This window comes from Psychrobacter sp. ANT206 (genome assembly GCF_056880555.1).
Window position 1 is genome coordinate 354,803 of record NZ_CP096271.1, and the last position, 17,101, is coordinate 371,903.

13 protein-coding genes are annotated in these 17,101 nt (G+C 42.8%); 6 read left to right on the top strand and 7 right to left on the bottom strand.

What is annotated here, in order from left to right; all coding sequences use genetic code 11:
* Nucleotides 1-298 precede the first annotated feature (298 nt).
* The 3 genes from M0221_RS01520 (at nt 299) to epmA (ending at nt 3,772) form a co-directional block, all read left to right on the top strand.
* Nucleotides 299-1,438: an AI-2E family transporter gene (locus tag M0221_RS01520; protein WP_011512669.1), complete on the top strand. Its 1,140-nt coding sequence runs from the start codon at nt 299-301 to the stop codon at nt 1,436-1,438.
* A 105-nt stretch (nt 1,439-1,543) separates the two neighbouring features.
* Nucleotides 1,544-2,710 (top strand): 4-phosphoerythronate dehydrogenase, encoded by a 1,167-nt coding sequence (locus M0221_RS01525; RefSeq protein ID WP_483284152.1) that lies wholly within the window; start codon nt 1,544-1,546, stop codon nt 2,708-2,710.
* A 39-nt stretch (nt 2,711-2,749) separates the two neighbouring features.
* On the top strand, nt 2,750-3,772 hold the full coding sequence (epmA, locus tag M0221_RS01530; RefSeq protein WP_483284153.1) for an EF-P lysine aminoacylase EpmA: 1,023 nt from the start codon (nt 2,750-2,752) through the stop codon (nt 3,770-3,772).
* Between the two features lie 130 nt (nt 3,773-3,902).
* Here epmA and M0221_RS01535 read toward each other — a convergent pair whose 3' ends face one another.
* From M0221_RS01535 to M0221_RS01560, 6 genes are all read right to left on the bottom strand, one after another.
* The gene (locus M0221_RS01535) at nt 3,903-4,541 is read right to left on the bottom strand and encodes an NAD(P)H-binding protein (protein ID WP_483284154.1); all 639 of its coding nucleotides are present in this window, start codon (nt 4,539-4,541) and stop codon (nt 3,903-3,905) included.
* Between the two features lie 207 nt (nt 4,542-4,748).
* A complete protein-coding gene (locus M0221_RS01540; protein ID WP_483284155.1) occupies nt 4,749-5,198 on the bottom strand; it encodes a YaiI/YqxD family protein in 450 nt (149 codons plus the stop codon).
* Nucleotides 5,198-6,553 (bottom strand): 5-(carboxyamino)imidazole ribonucleotide synthase, encoded by a 1,356-nt coding sequence (locus M0221_RS01545; protein ID WP_483284156.1) that lies wholly within the window; start codon nt 6,551-6,553, stop codon nt 5,198-5,200. The genes M0221_RS01540 and M0221_RS01545 overlap by 1 nt, the downstream gene beginning before the upstream one ends.
* Before the next feature lie 241 nt (nt 6,554-6,794).
* Nucleotides 6,795-7,355 carry a 5-(carboxyamino)imidazole ribonucleotide mutase gene (purE, locus tag M0221_RS01550; protein WP_483284157.1) on the bottom strand — a complete coding sequence of 187 codons (561 nt, stop codon included), beginning with the start codon at nt 7,353-7,355 and terminating at the stop codon, nt 6,795-6,797.
* A 130-nt stretch (nt 7,356-7,485) separates the two neighbouring features.
* Complete coding sequence (locus M0221_RS01555) at nt 7,486-8,430, bottom strand: metallophosphoesterase (RefSeq protein WP_483284158.1); 945 nt, start codon at nt 8,428-8,430, stop codon at nt 7,486-7,488.
* Nucleotides 8,431-8,543: 113 nt separating this feature from the next.
* Nucleotides 8,544-9,152, bottom strand: coding sequence for a rhomboid family intramembrane serine protease (locus tag M0221_RS01560; RefSeq protein WP_483284159.1), 609 nt, complete (start codon nt 9,150-9,152; stop codon nt 8,544-8,546).
* A gap of 320 nt (nt 9,153-9,472) precedes the next feature.
* On the opposite strand from M0221_RS01560, the gene M0221_RS01565 reads away from it, so the two are divergent.
* Nucleotides 9,473-10,990, top strand: a complete 1,518-nt coding sequence (locus M0221_RS01565; RefSeq protein WP_483284160.1) for a hypothetical protein — start codon at nt 9,473-9,475, stop codon at nt 10,988-10,990.
* Between the two features lie 396 nt (nt 10,991-11,386).
* Nucleotides 11,387-12,988, top strand: coding sequence for an OmpA family protein (locus M0221_RS01570; protein ID WP_483284161.1), 1,602 nt, complete (start codon nt 11,387-11,389; stop codon nt 12,986-12,988).
* Between the two features lie 248 nt (nt 12,989-13,236).
* Here M0221_RS01570 and nagZ read toward each other — a convergent pair whose 3' ends face one another.
* On the bottom strand, nt 13,237-14,322 hold the full coding sequence (nagZ, locus tag M0221_RS01575; RefSeq protein WP_483284162.1) for a beta-N-acetylhexosaminidase: 1,086 nt from the start codon (nt 14,320-14,322) through the stop codon (nt 13,237-13,239).
* A gap of 482 nt (nt 14,323-14,804) precedes the next feature.
* On the opposite strand from nagZ, the gene M0221_RS01580 reads away from it, so the two are divergent.
* Nucleotides 14,805-17,015, top strand: coding sequence for a carboxy terminal-processing peptidase (locus M0221_RS01580; RefSeq protein WP_483284163.1), 2,211 nt, complete (start codon nt 14,805-14,807; stop codon nt 17,013-17,015).
* Nucleotides 17,016-17,101 lie beyond the last annotated feature (86 nt).

Genomic DNA, 17,101 nt, shown 5'->3' on the forward strand with positions numbered 1-17,101 from the left:
AGGTTTTGGCAATCAACCTCAATGACGATACAGGCACTAACAAATTTGCTCCCAAGAAAGTTGTAAGTAAAGGTTACAACATAGCGTTATTTATTTGGATAATCTTGTTGCATAATAGTTTTTTGCTGTTAGCCTAATTAACCTTATAGAAGCAGATATTTTATCCAAATCTGTACTGCTCAAAATCTTCGCTAATGGATGAAAATTACAAACATAATCTGTGATTTAAACAACCCATTTATAAATTTTATAGTAGAACCGTATTAGGTTTCTGCTGGTCACCCTTGGTTTGCACGCTATGATTGAAAACTGGACAAAAGAATTTATTATTCAGCGCTTGCTGGCAATCACCTTATTGGTCGTGCTGTTTGTGCTGTGTTTTCAAGTGGTGCAGTTTTTTATTGTACCGGCATTGTGGGCAGCGATTCTGGCATATGTGACTTTTCCTATTTATAACTTTTTTCATCAAAGAGTCAGATTTAGCTCAAATTTTAGTGCAGCGATTATGACCGTCAGTATTACTTTGATGATAGGCGTGCCCTTGGTAGCCGGTATTTTTATCTTACAGCAAGAAGCGTTAAGCCTGATCAGTAATTTGGTCTATCGTATTAAAGTGGGTTATCTGGACGTGCCTGATTCTGTCAAAGATTTGCCGATAATAGGACAGCAGGTCAAAGATGTGCTTTGGCGCATCAATAAAAACCCTGAAGGGACGCTAGAGGCGTTTCGTCTTTGGGTACAGTCGCATCTGTACTACGGAAAAATTGCCTTTGACGTCGTGTTCAGCAGTCTTGCAAAACTTGGTATGGCGCTTATGACGTTGTTCTTCTTTTATCGCGATGGCACCAGTTTGGTTCGCCAAATTCGACAAGCGCTGCGTAATATTATCGGTAATCGTATCGACGGTTATATTGACTCTGTCGGTACTACCACGCGTGCGGTGGTTTACGGTATCGGTCTGACAGCATTAGCACAGGCATTGCTTGCTGGTATCGGCTATTATTTTGCCAGTGCACCGAGTCCTATTTTAATGACGATTGTAACGTTTATCATTGCTCTCATTCCATTTGGTACGCCATTTGTTTGGGGCGGTGTCTCACTTTGGTTATTGAGCCAAGGGCATACGGTTGAAGGTATCGGCTTAGCACTTTGGGGTATTTTAGTGATTAGCTGGGTTGATAACCTTATCCGTCCGATCGTTATTAGTGGTGCGACCAAAATTCCTTTTATTATTATCTTTATTGGGGTGTTGGGCGGTCTGACGGCTTTTGGTTTTGTGGGTTTATTTATTGGTCCTGTGGTACTAGCAATCGGACTTGCGGTATGGCGTGAATGGATATCACAGCATAAAAATGATCTGTTTGCCCAACAAGAAGAGCTGGATCAAGGTAAAAGTTTGATTAAAGTGGATCAGCCGAGCCAAGACACACTTTTATAAGCGCGTTTATAGTAAAGCAATCATCTAAAGCGCTTAAAGTCATATATAAGATTATCTATATTCAATGAGACGGTAGCGAATACTATGAAAAACAAGGTAGATACGATGAAAAATCTCACTATTGTGGCTGATAGTAATATCGCAAGCCTTGATGAGTTCTTTAATCCTGTAGCGCTGGGTCAAAATACTGAGCAACAGGTGCAGGTCATACGTGTTGCTGGTCGTGATATCAATGCACAATTAATGGCAGATGTGCAGCCTGACGTTTTGTTGATACGCTCTGTCACTTCAATAAATGAATCACTATTAAGTGATAATAATAGCGTCAAATTCGTTGGTTCTGCGACCATTGGTACTGACCATGTCGATCAAGAATATTTGGCAGAACGCAATATTACCTTTGCCAATGCCGCTGGCTGTAGCAAGCATTCAGTCGCACAATACGTAGTGACTGCTATATTAACTTTACGCCCACAGTATTGGCAGCAATCCACGAAGCCATTAACATTGGGTATCATCGGACTTGGTAATATTGGTAGTACGCTTGCTCAGTATGCCAATGATTTAGGCTGGAAAATATTGGGTTATGACCCTTTATTAGCCACATCCGATATCAATAACGCTAGTCTTGAGCAGGTATTGAGCCAAAGCGACATAGTAAGTTTACATGTCCCTTTAACGGATAAAAAAGATACGGATGCGCAAGGGGCAACTAGCAACAGCAACAGCATTAGCAATAATGTCAGCGACTGTCCAACGCGTCATTTAATTAATGCAGAAACTTTGACACTGATGTCGCCGCATACTATGCTGATTAATAGTGCGCGCGGACCTGTGATTGATGCCGCTGCCCTAGAAGCCGATATCGATGCGACTGAACGCCAAGTGGTATTGGATGTGTTTGAACATGAGCCGCAGATTTCTGAGAGTTTGCTCTCTAAGCTTGCTATTGCCACTCCGCATATTGCTGGTTATACCTTAGAAGGCAAGCTGCGTGGCACGCAAATTATTTATGACGCCTTATGTGAAAAATTGGCAGTACTACCTGTATTATCGATGCATCAGTTACTACCACTCAATACTTATCTATGGTTTGAGCTAAAAGAACACCCAGACAGATTGCAAAAGTTTTATGATATTAGAAAAGACGATGCGGCATTAAGAAATAAAATAACCAACGGTAAAGTTAAAGGTTCAGATTTTGATCAATTACGCCGTGATTACCATCTGCGTCGTGAATGGCAAGCACAAACAATCAGTGTGACTATTTAATTATCTGTTTTTACGATTTATGAGGCACTGTAACCAGTCATGAGTAAAGCCAATAATCAGCCTTTATCTAATCTAAGCTATGCCCCAACGATGACCCTTGCAATGGCGCAGCAGCGTGCAAAATTAATGAGTGTCATTCGTCAGTTCTTTGCCATGCGTCAAGTGTTAGAAGTGCAGACGCCGCTATTATCGCAAGCAGGCAATACCGATACCTTTTTGCAATCCGTAGCCGCACAGGTCACGTATCAAGACAAGCCTTATACTTATTATCTGCATACGTCACCTGAATTTGCCATGAAGCGTTTGCTTGCCAGCTGGCAGGTGCCCATTTATCAAATCTGTCCAGTCTTTCGAGATAATGAGATCGGGGCGCGGCACAATATTGAATTCACGATGCTTGAATGGTATCAGCCAAATTATAGTCTGGATGATCTAGCAGCAGAGCTTGGTGAGCTATTGGAAGCGCTCTATGGTCATCCGATAATCATGAGTCATTATCGCTACGTTGATGCTTTTATGGATTTTGTTGGTATTCACCCGCTGACCGCCAGTCTAGCAGCATTACAAGCCGTGGCAGAAGACAAAGGTCTGATAGGATTTGATTTTAATAGTGCAGAGAGCTGCGATAGCGAACAAGACCGTCGTCAAAGCTGGCTGGATTTACTATTTAGCCATGCAGTCGAGCCACACTTGGGTCACGATTTACCGACGTTAGTGATTGAATATCCGCCTGCGACAGCTGCTTTGGCTAAAACCGCTGTTGATAAAGAAGGTAATAAAGTTGCCAAACGCTTTGAGCTGTATATCAAAGGAATCGAGATTGCCAACGCTTATGATGAGCTAGCAGACGGGCAGGCGTTAAGAGAGCGGTTTGAGCAGGACAACCAATTGAGAGGGCGTCATAATCTACCACAAATGCCTATTGATGAGCACTTAATAGCAGCGTCTGATGATTTGATACCTTGTAGCGGGATTGCTGTTGGTTTAGATAGGCTGCTGATGGTGTTGACAGATGCAACGAGCTTAGAAGAAGTTATCTCATTTCCTAGTGGTTCGGCTTAATCGCTCTTCGACAGATTTAACATAGTCGCTCCTTATTTTACAAGCCTATACTAAGAAAGCGAGTAAGCCTTTTGACTTACTCGCTTTTTTGTCTGTCATTTTATTTATAACTAATTAGTACGAGGCGCCATTATAATTTTGCAATAGCCTCAGCAATGTTTGTCTCACCATTATGCATACTAAATACGGTGTTAATGCTATTGTCTGCATTAAGTACAGCAGCTAGCGTAGTTGCGACATCTTCGATTGAGTTCTCACCAGAATTATCATCATTGATCGTAATTTTTCCAGTGGCAGTTCGCTCTTTTAACGCTCCTGCTTGTACGATGGTGTAATCAAGACTGCTGTTATTGATTAACCACTGATCGGCGTAATGCTTGCAGATATAGTATTCTTTTAAATTTTCAATAGCTGAACTGTCCCATTTACTGGTGTCTAACGAAAAGACGGTACTTAGCATAATATAGCGTTTGATACCTTTACCTTGTACGGCTTGCATGGTCTTAACCGCCCCATGTAAATCGACTTCTAACACATCTTTACCACCAGAACCGGCGACGAAATAGACAGCATCGATATCTTGATCAATTTGCTGTTGAATTGCATCCTTGTTTGCAGTGATATCTAAATCTAGTTGGCTATAGTTATCGTCATTGAATAATCTTTCTTCCTGACGGGTGGTGCCGATCACTTGATGGTTATCTGCTAATAGTTGCTTAACCAAATCAGTACCCACTCGACCACTTGCGCCAATTACTAAAATTTTCATAATCATTCCTGTTTTTATTTACGTTATCGTCGTTTGAAAAACGGATTTTTTTACACATCGAATATAGCGTAACAAGAAAAATCGGCACGCTTCGTTATGAAGCGTGCCGATTGCATAGTGTTTGGTTATGGAGTGTATACGGTTTGCAAGGAAGCAAAACGCGTATAGTGATTTTGAAATAATAGAGAGAACGTTATTTATAAAAGATTAGCGTACCAATTTATTTAGCCCATCAGCAAAGGCTTTTTTATCACGATCGCCATAAGGTTTTTGCCCGCTCATTTCTTGCAGCTCAAGCACGCCAGTACCACGCATGGTGTCCATAAAATCACGCATATTGAGCTTCTGCTTGATATTGTTTTTGTCATAGACTACGCCGCGTGTTGTCAGTACCATGCCACCTTTGTCCAAAATGTCATTGGCCAAAGGGATGTCACTGGTAATCGCCAAATCACCCGGCTGAATCTGCTCAATAATATAATCATCGGCTTTATCAAAGCCAGAGGGCACGACAGTCATCGTAAGCAGCGGCGATTTACGCAGCTTGATTGGCTGATTGGCGACAAATATTGCCATCGTCTGTGTGCGCTCAGCGGTCTTAATAATCAAGTCTTTGGCAATCAAAGGCACTGAATCTGCATCTACCCAAATCTGCATTATTTCTTAGCCTTCTCTACTTTAGAGTTGGCTGACTCAAAAATTTGTTGCTCATTATCATCATTTGCTAAGCTTTCTCTATTTTCAGCGTCAGCCTTTACTTTAGCAGTAATTAGATCATCTTCTGCTGTTATCGGGTTATTGATGGGCGTTACCTTTTTATCAAGACCAACTTTATTAGGCAGTACGGCGACCAGCTTTGCCAATGCAGGCTCTAAGTCTGCGACATCATTGGGCATCAAGGTAATATGGGCAATTTTACGGTCATCGCGCTCCGCTTTATGATAGCTGTGATAATGCACGCCATCGATATTGAGCACTTCACTGATATCAGGATATTGCCCCAAGACATTAATCATAATTGCTGGATAGACATTGTCAGTATCGCCTAGTGGCAGATTGACTACGGCACGAATGTGATTTTCAAATTGGCTGGTGACAGCACCTTCAATACTCCAATGACCAGAATTATGCACGCGTGGCGCTATTTCGTTGGCAAGTAGAGTATCATTGCCACGAGCGTCTTTGGTTACAAATAGCTCAAGCGCCATCACCCCAACATAGCCCAAATGATTCATGACGTTGGTAATAGCATCAGTTGCTTGTTTGAGTAAATGACTGGTACCAATAGCTGGTGCTTGGGTTTTGGCCAAGATACCCTGATGATGATGGTTTTCGACCAAATCATAACAGCGTACCTGACCGTTTTGACCTCGTGCGGCGATGATAGAAAGCTCACGACTAAAGTGAATAAAACCTTCAGCAATCAATGGCGCTGGCGTTTGTGTAAGCGTGCCTTTACCCGTAACTGCATCCTTTAGTTCTTGCCAAGCTGCTTTGATCTCGCTGTCTTGTCTAATCACAAACTGACCTTTGCCATCATAACCGCCTCGGCTAGTTTTTAGGACGATAGGTAATCCAAGATCATGACAAGCTTGCTGTAATTCCGCCTCTGAACTAACAGACACAAAAGGTACCGTTGCGATATCAAGCGAATTAAACATCTGCTTTTCTTTTAAGCGATCTTGCGCAATATCTAGGGCAATCGTTGGCGGGAACATGCCTTGTTTGCTGCCAGATTTTGATAGATTTGCTAGTTGCTGAACGGTAGCAGTTGGGGTATTTTCAAACTCCAAAGTGAAGACGTCAGCTGCTTCAATAAAGGCATCTAATTGCTCGCTGCTAAAAACGCGCCCATATAGACTGGCCGGACAGTCAGCGCTGTCTTCCAAAAACACACAGTGATAGCCCAATGGCATAGCCGCTTGTGCCAGCATCATGCCAAGCTGACCACCGCCTAAAATACCGATGGTGCGGATGGTTTGAGTAACAGGGTAAGCGTTCGCTATGGTCATGGCAGGCTCTTTGATTCAGATAAACAAGGGGTTAAATGCTTCAATATATGAAAATATAAATGCATATGGCTATAAAGGGTATAAAAGTCTAACGAGTTAAAATAGGAAAAGGTGCATTGTATGCACCTTATATTTAATAAAACTTATCTAAAAATAAATATCAAGTAAACCCGCTTATATTTAAAATGAACGATAAAAATGGTAAATATAATAATTATTTTCCAGTCGCTCAACTTAAATACTAAGTATTAATAATACCGGGCGTTGGACTGGCAAGAATGGTGTCAGTTTGCGCTTGACGCATATTATCCAGCTTAGTTGCAATCGACTTATCATGTAATGCTAACACTTGAATCGCAAGCAGTGCCGCATTATAAGCACCTGCTGAGCCAATAGCTAATGTGCCAACTGCCACGCCTTTGGGCATCTGAACGATAGACAGTAAGCTGTCCCAACCACTCAGCATAGAGGATTTTACAGGGACACCAAAGACAGGTAATGGCGTTTGACTGGCACACATACCGGGCAGATGGGCTGCTCCGCCAGCGCCAGCGATAATCACTTGCAAGCCGTTACCTTTTGCGCTTTTAGCATAATCGAATAATCTGTCAGGCGTACGATGTGCTGAAACCACTTCACATTCAAAGGCGATATCAAAGTCTGCAAGCAATTGTGCTGCTGCGCTCATGGTTGCCCAATCAGACTGCGAACCCATGATAATGCCAACTTTTGGTTGACCAACAGGGGAGGTGATAGGTGCGTTCTGATCAGTAGCGTTAACCGTCGCTGAGATAATGCTCATGCTTTGATATCCTCAAAAAGACCATCATACAAAAATTTTGCTGTATTCGTAAAGTCAAGTTTGCGCTTTAATGCCAAATCACGCATATAAAACATCATACATCTCAAAGATAGCCAAGTATGCGAGCCTCTTAATCATGATGATATTGGATAAAACGGCTGGTCTTCAACGGTAAAGGCTGCTCACTATCGAGCTGATAACAGGTCAAATAACCGCTATCGACGGCTGCCGAATAATCGGTACAGACCACTTGTGGACTGAGCGGCTCAGGGTCACCCGTTAGCCAATAATGTCCGACAAATACAGGTTTGTGGGTTTTTAGAGTGAAGTCAATATTGTCAGCCAATACATCTTTAGGGATTTGTGCCAATGCCGATAAAGGTGCGCGCGCTACTTCATAAAGACTGCGTGTATTCAACTTATCAAGCCACCAGCGTACTCGTACGCGCGTGCGCTTAGTGCCTTCTTTATCGACCATCACTAAGCCTTTAGGCAGTGGCGTTTCAACGCCTTTTAACACGCGCTCTAATGCATCAAATTCTACAGTATCTTCTCTAGAGGTCGAGATCAACCCATGGACTGTCAGGCAATTACTCTCTGTCAATAACGGCTGCAATATCGCCATGCTGTCGACATCCCAACAAGCATGTACAAAGCAGGCATAATCGGTTTCAAGCCACAAAGGAATCTCATATAGGCGTCGTAGCCAGTACTGATGGGCTTCTGAACCAAATGCCACTTCTGCCAAAAACGCCTCATGCTGGCGGGTATGTATCTCGTTATGTGAGCGCAGATATTGGCTAGTATCATCGGGATCAGAGGTGGCAAAGGCAAGGGCATTATATTCATGATTGCCCATTACTGCATCAGCGACATCAGCATCCAGCATGGCAAAAACGATTTCTAACGTCGCTATCTGCTGTGAGCCGCGGTCAATCAAATCCCCAATAAATAGCGCACGATGACCAGATGGCGGAACAAAGTACTGACCATTATGCACATAACCCAATTGCTGTAATAATCCAACCAGTTTGTCTGCATAGCCGTGAATATCGCCGATAACATCTATAATCATAATAAAGTTTCAAATCTTAAATATAAAAGAGCGTAAAAAGCGGTTTTGTGAAAATGATATTTACTGTTATCCGTATTTTCTTGATTCGTTACTGTTATTTTCAGTCAATTTTTTCAAAACCCAGGTGACAACAGCGCATTTAGAAAATGTGGCAGGACTTGTGGCTCTAGAACAATCGTAGCTACGACTCCAAATGCACCGCCCCACATATGGGCCATATGATTGATGTTTGAGCCGCCGCGTTTATCAGAATAGATACTGTAAGCGACGTAGGCTACTGCAAATAAGATAGCGGGAATAGGAATGATCGCAAACAGATAGATTTTTTCCCAAGGAGCAAGCAATATAAACGCAAACAATACAGCAGAGACACCGCCTGATGCGCCAAGGCTTAAATAGCTGGCACTTTGCTTGTGCTTAATATAACTTGGAATCATCGCGACAATAATAGCCAGTACATAGAAAAGCAGAAAGCCATAACCGAACAAAAACTTCTGGTATAAGCCTTCAATGGCACGACCAAAAAAGTATAAAGTGAACATATTAAAGAGTAAGTGCATGCTATCAGCATGGATAAATCCATGAGTCACAAAGCGATCCCATTGCCCATTGTTCACTGCTGGGGGATAAAAAATCAGTCGATTAAACACTGCTTTGTTTTGCCACGCCAATAGACTGACAATAACCGTAATAATAATGATAAGCGTCGTCTGGTTAAACAAAGGATAGTCCTTAGGTTGGGTCTGATAGATAGCAGTGATAAGTAAGGCAATACTTATAACATAGGTTGTGTCGGTTATTGTCATCCAAATATGAATAATAAACAGTTACGTATTCATCTTAATAATAGTAGCAGCGATTATCATACAAAAACCAATATGCGACAAAATTGTGCTTTAATGCTTGGTTATATTGAATAATATAACATCGTACGAGTGACAGTGAGTAATGCTTCGTATACTGACAGTAACGACTGATGCTATGACCAATCAAAATATATCGACTATATATGTAACATTAACACTGACAGAGGCAGTAACTTATGAGTATCATCGATCAACTAGAGCAAACGGTGACCCCAGCTATATTGGGTAACAATGGTAGCGTCTCCCATGTCAGCTTATTGGAACAATTTTATGCGATTTTGGCATCGCGTTTGGCATTGCCACATATCTACTCACAGTTATTGCGTATTGATGCCACCGTTATCAATGAACATGTCGCCCAACCGCCATTATTTGAGCAACTTTGGCAAACCGCAAGCTTACGTCGGTTGATGATTCAAGAGCTGGCATCGACCCATCATATTGACGAGTTTACGACGATGCAGCTGCTGATGAATGCCGCGCCACTGGCCTATCAAGAGTTAAAAATACTGGCAAATGGACAATTTTTGCCAGCCTTTTTGCAAGGTGAACAAGCCTCATTGCGCCCTTATTTGCCGATATGGTCCGCACCTATCATTGGCGCGCCGCAGCATACTGATGACGAGTTGTTTCAGAGCCAGAGAGTATTGGCAGGGACTGTGATACCAGCTATTGCTTTAAATAACTACAAGCCCGCTACTGTCGATATTATCGCTTCACCGACTTTCACAGCAGAATCGCCGATACCAACTTTAGATGAGCGTCTCAGCACTGATTCGATTCATGTCAGTCCAGCAGAGCATCATTTGGCAGAAAATAGTAGCCTACGCCGAGAAAAAACACGTACCCGTAATCAACGTAATGATATGTTGCTATGGACATTTGTATTACTAGGGGCAGTGACCGCTATTGGACTTGTGTGGGCATTATTAATCAAGCCAAATGACACGCCGCCAGTAGAAACTGCGGTGACAACGCCAGTTGTCGTGCCGCCTGTGATTGAACCGCCCGTACAAGTGGTAACGCCAATTGAGCTCATAGTTGGGGTGGATAACAATGGCAGTCTTTATACTTGTAGTGGGTCAGTGGGCGATGTCGCGCTACAAAGCCTATTACAACAGGCGCTCAATACTAGCTTTGGTGAGCAGGCAGGGATGTGTCAGTTAACTGTCAAAGAAGGCGTTGCAAGCAGCGTTGCCAATATACCAATAGAGGTATTACCGAATGTGCTGACATTATTGAAAGCAACGCCGTTTGCGCGCTTACAATTGCAAAATGATCGCATCACGGTAGAGGCGCCAGATGCTATGCAGCTACAGCGCTTAATGACAGATATGCGTACATTGCTACCATCGATGATGATTGAGAGTACTGCACCACTACCATTACCTAGTAACCCTAATGATATGAATAATGGTATCGTGGAGCAACAAGGTATGGCGACCAATAATTTTAATAATCAATTTGAGAATGCGCCTGTCAATAACAATGCTAACAACAGCGCTAATAATGTGGAATATCAAGCACCAGACGATGAGACCAACGATAGTGTGATGCCAGCACCTGTCAGAAATAATAATACTAATAATTTTAATAACGCGCCTTCAGGTTCAAATGGCTCTATCTCTTTATCTGAAGTTGACGACATGGCAAACAATGTCATTGTGGTTGAACCTGCTCAAGTCAGAAGATAAGTCACTAACATTTTTAAAGACTATAAAACGTTAAAAAGTGTCTTATATTTTATAAGGCACTTTTTTGTTTCCACTAATAAGCAGTTTTTTAGGCAATATTTGATTGATACTGTTCTAATATTGCAATTTAACGTTGAGCTGAATATAGATTCGCAATTTTTACTTTATAGGCATCATAGTTACGAGTAACAACTGAAATATTACTTATTGTAGCATTTGCACAACAGCGCGTTGATTGTGAACGCCTTCTTAATACTTTTATAATGACGAAAGCTGAATCTGGTCATTGCCCACTTTATAGCGTGGCTAGGTGTTATTTCAGACGATTAAATTTTTGAGCGCGTAAACGATATAAAACAAGTCACATAAAATAATGATGAATTGAGGAAGGATGCTATGGATATTATCAGTCATTTGACACGGACAGTCAGTCCAGCGGTACTTGGAGACGATCACAATCCTGCCAAGAAAAACTTACTTGAACAGTTCTATGCTATTTTTGCGGCGCGTCTAGCAGACAATCAGACCCATGACCGTTTTGCCAATGAAACGATTGCTCGTGATGATCAAGGTTTTTATGATCGTGTATGGACAGAAGACGCACATCGCGATCAAATCGCTCGCGAGCTTGCCGGTAAGCATAACGTCGATGTTACGGCTGCTCGTGGCTTAATTGCCATGGCAGCCCCGCTTGCTTATCATGAAATCAAAAGTTTGGCAGGTAAGACTCCAGTACCGCAATTTTTAAACGAAAATATTGACAGTTATCAGCGCCATATTCCCGTATGGGCAACGGCTGTATTGCCTGTTGGCGTGATTGCTGCTGCTCCTGTTTCTACTGGTACGCATATATCAGATACTGTGAGCACCGCGCCGCTACAGCGCGAAGCAGAAAAAGATGGCAGCTTTATGAAGGCGCTGTTACCTATTATTGGATTGATTATTTTAGGGGCTTTAGCTTGGGCGCTATTGAGAGGCTGTCAAGATAAGCCTGAGCCAGTCGGCAAGCCTGTTGTGACAGAGCAACAAGCAGCGGATAGTGATGGGCAGGTAGTTGCAGGTGATATTACACCAGCATCCTTGCGTATTGCTACTAGTGAAAATAGTGAGCTATATGCATGCCGTATGGATGTGGGTAATGACACGCTACAGAGCAATGTCATGACTGCGCTGACTGGCGTGTTTGGTGATGCCGCCAATAATTGCCGTGCAGATGTCGATGATAATTTCTCAATAGATATGCCAGCGACTGCGCAGCTTGCCACTATTTTACCTATTTTTAAAAATGTCCCAAATGCCAGTATGTTGGTCAAAGGCGATACGATTACGGTCAATGCTGCTGATACTGCCGCTTTAACCAAATTGGTATCTGATTTACAAGCTGCTGCGCCAGCGATGACAGTTATTGCTGAAGGTCCCCTTAATGAGCAAACTGAGATTGCTGATAGCTTAACAGCGTCTGAGGCGGCAATGGATAACTTGGGTCAGAACCCCGATCCTCGTGATGTCGCTCGCGCCTTAAGTCTACAAGTGGTCAATTTTGAAGTAGATAAAGCGGTGATTCCTGACGCCAATAAAGCGCTATTAGATCGCGCTGTGAAGCTAATGGAGCAATTGCCCAATATGACACTGATGATTATTGGTCACACCGATAAAACAGCGGATGCTGCTTATAATCTAAAGCTATCAGAAGAGCGTGCGCAGGCTATGAAGGCGTATTTGGTCGCGCAAGGTGTTGATCCTAGCAAGCTTATGACCAAAGGTATGGGTGAGACCGATCCAATAGCGGACAATACGACAGACCAAGGTCGTTTCCTTAACCGCCGTATCGAGTTTGTGGTCTATGACGAAACGACTACAGCCAATGATGGCTTAGCGATTAATAGTGATGCGCTTGATCCAGACCTGAATCCATTAGACAGCGACAACGATGATTTAATGCCAGATGCTGATGATGCTAGCCGTGGTACGGCATTGGATCCAGCTTCAACCAATTAAGCGAAGCGTTAAGATACATTGAATTAAACTATAAATCAGAAAAACCGCATCTTAATCAAGGTGCGGTTTTTGTCTTATCTATTCTTCTATATCGAATTAACTTGATTGCCATTTATTAGATGTATAGTCAAAATACTCTAAAAACGCTACGGTACTGCTGGTACAAATTTTTTGCAGCCTCTGTCTGCATGGGCACAGCAAGCAAGAAAAATTGATACCAGCAGTACATAATGTGTCGATATTACTTTTCACTGACTATAGCTAGTCGGGTCTTTTAACTCAAGATTAGCGGATGCCTTAGAGTCTAATTGAGTAGGAAAAAACGTCTGTGAGATATTCTCTTTTGCTTGTTGCCAATAATCAAACTGCTGACAAGTCGATTCAAGGTCGCCTTGCCAAGCGGGTATCTGTCCACACATGGTTTTGATACGTTTTTGATTGGGATAGGGTAGCTCTTGCGCCGCTTTTGCTGCTTCATGAGCCGCGACACGGTCATTACAGACCAAAGCAATATCACAGCCAGCGTTAATCGCTGCTTTGACGCGCGCACTGACATCACCCGCAGCTTTTGCCCCTGCCATAGACAAGTCATCAGAAAATAACACCCCATCAAAATTCAGCTGCTCACGAATAATGTCTTTGAGCCAAATCTTAGAAAAACCCGCTGGTTTATTATCTACTTGCGAAAAAATCACATGTGCTGGCATCAAAGCATCAAGCCAAGGCAACGTTTGCGCAAATGGCTGCATATCACTGTTCATAATCTCATCTAAGCTACGATCATCGATGGCTTCTGCAACATGCGAGTCGGGGGCTATTGCACCGTGACCAGGGAAATGCTTGCCCGTCGTTGCCATGCCAGCGGCTTTCATACCACGCATAAACTGGCTTGCTAAAGCAGTGATAGCTTGCGTCTCATGGTGGAAGCTGCGATCACCGATCACTTGGCTGATACCATCTCTATCGAGCACCGGTGCAAAGCTCAAATCAATGCCCACTGCTAATACTTCTGATGCCATCAAATAACCACAATCATATGCACAGTCTAGAGCACGATTGGGGTCTTGGTTAAATAACTCACCAAGCCTACCCATCGCTGGCAGTGGCGTAAAACCGTTACGCAATCTGGCAACGCGTCCGCCTTCTTGATCGACCCCAATCAGAATGTCAGCGTTGTGACAACGTATGTCGTCACACAGCGCGCGCACTTGGGCGGCATCGGTGACGTTTCTGGCGAATAATATGACCCCACCAACTTGTGCTTGTCTAATTAAGCTGACATCTTCAGCCGTCAGCGCGGTACTATCGATATCAATCATTAAAACGCCATACATTGCGTGATCCTTATGAGGTTATATATTGTTATATGCTACGGTAAACTAAAAAGTCATAAGAAATGACATCTATTATTCATCGCTATCAGGGGCTTATTATGACAGTAATTGCGAGTCCAGCATAATGTATCACGGGAATTCATTTGAAGGCATTTTAATACATTGACCGATATTCGTTAAATGGATACGTCTGGTTTATGTAGTAGGAAACTTGGTATGAGCGCGCGCAGCGTGTAAGATTGTTTATACAGTTTGAGACAGAGCTATATTCATGCCCATGCTAGTATTGATTGGTTTTTTAACGATAAAACCAACATAATCCTTACGCAGATATAAGCTTTTAGTGCTAGCGTAACGCATGGTTTAGTGTTAAATATAAGAGAGTAAAAATAGCTAGATTTTATGGACAGCCATTTATAGATATTTTTTGATTTTGCTAAAAACAGAGCATACTTTTCACTTAAAACAATTAGGTAGATATGATGAAAAAACAACCAGCACAGTGGTTACTCAGTGCAGCGTCAGTGGGCATCGCAGGTTTAATTCTTACCCAGAGCTACGGCACCGCAGTAGCTGACACCAATACCGAAGGTTTTAAACAGACGCCTGAGCAACAGGTTACCACGCGCCAAGTAGCGGCATTGCTGGATCGCAGTCATTATCTTAATCAGCCACTGGATACAGCGACTGGTCGCGAGATTTTGTCTATGTATATCGATAGTCTCGATCCAAACCATACGTTGTTTTTGCAATCTGATGTCGATGAGTTTAAGAAAAAGTATGCCGATGAGTTCGGTGCGCGTTTAAAGCGTGGTGATTTGTCTGCTGGGGTAGAAGTATTTGAGCGCTATCGTAAACGCTCAAATGAGTATTTTGCCATGGCAAAAAAGATGCTAAAAACGGATATTAATTTGACCAGCAAGGATAACATTGTCCTTGACCGTGAAAAACTCAATCATTTTAAAACCAAAAAAGAGCAGCGCGACTATTGGGCAAGTCAGTTAAAGTTTCAGTTGATGAGTATTACTTTGGGTAAGGAAGACGAAAAAGCAAAAGAAAAAGTCTTTTTAGACAACCCAGATATCACGCGCGGTCAAGATTTGGTCCGTAATGATGAGCGCACGCCAAGTGAGATTTTACTAAACCGATTGTCTCGTCAGCAAGAGCAGTTTACCCGTCTCAAAGATGATGAGATTATGGAAACCATCTTAAACACGGCGATGCTGACCTACGATCCTCATAGTAATTATTACGCGCCAATTCAAGCCAATGAGCTGCAAATACAATCTAGCCTACAATTAGAAGGGATTGGGGTATCTATCCGCCCTGACCGTAAAAACCCAGACTATACCCGTATTGTGACCTTAGTCGATGGCGGTCCGGCAGCTAAATCCGGTCAAATTAAGCCCAACGATTTAATTATTGGTATTGCCAAAGATGGCGAGACTATGACTGATGTGGTTGGCTGGTCAACGCGAGAAATCGTCAGTCTGATTCGTGGTAAGCGCGGTACATCGGTGACGATTAAAGTTCGTCAGCCTAATACCCCTGATGCCAGTGCTCGTAATGTGACTGTGGTTCGAGATATTATTGCACAAGAAGAATCAGGCGTCACTCAGCGTGTCGTTGAAGTTCAGCGTCCAAATATCGATAAAACTCCAAAACGTATCGGTGTTCTTGAAATACCAAGCTTTTATTTGAACTACCGAGCCCGCCGTAATGGTGAAGATTATCGTAGTGTCAGTATCGATACCGAAAAAGCATTGAAAGAGTTAAATAAAAAGAATATCGATGGCTTGGTCGTTGATTTGCGCAATAATCCAGGTGGCTCACTAGATGAAGTTGCCAAGATGCTTGGCTTCTTTATTAAGAGTGGTCCGCTAGTACAGATTCGTGATAATCGTGGCAATATTCAAGTTTACCGTGATGATGACGGTGGTGAGCAGCTATATGATGGTAAGGTAGTCGTTTTGACCAATCTTGCCTCTGCGTCAGCAAGTGAGATTTTTGCCGCCGCTATTCAGGATTATGGACGTGGCTTGATAGTCGGTAGTACTACAACAGGTAAAGGCTCAGCGCAAATCCAATTAGACAGCTTGGCGCTTGGTTCTGCGACGTTAACGCAGCGTAAATTCTATCGTATCACCGGTGGTAGTACGCAGAATAAAGGCGTGGTCCCTGATATTGAATTGGTCAACATCTATGACGATGCAACCTTTGGCGAGCGCGCACAGAAAAAGGCGCTGCCTTGGGATACAATTAAGACTGCACCGTATAAGCCCGAAGGTAAATTCACGTCGAATACCTTGGCGACTCTCAACCAACAGTCGAAAATCCGCCAACAAAAAAATCCGCAGTTCGTTTATTTATCAACGCTCAATGATATCCGTAATATGGAAGATGAGAAAAAACCAGTTGCGCTCGATATCAATAAACGCCGTGCCAAAATGCAGCTAATAGAAAAACGCTCTCTACAGGCTGAGAACAAGCGTCAGATTGCAACTGGTGAGCGTCCTTATGCCAACTGGAATACTTATCAAGCAGCAATGGATGCTAAGTTTGAAGAGCGTAGTCAGATGAAGGCTGCTGAGCGTCCAGAGCTACCAGAAGATGAAGCTTTCATTAATGAAGCGGCTTATATTATGCTCAGTGCTGAGCCAACAAAGCTGAGCAGCCCTGAAGAAAAGCTATAAAAATTATTGTAGACTATTATTTATTCAGCTGCCCAAACTCTACGAAAATTGTACGTAAGCATATGCTTACAAGGATTGACGTTTAG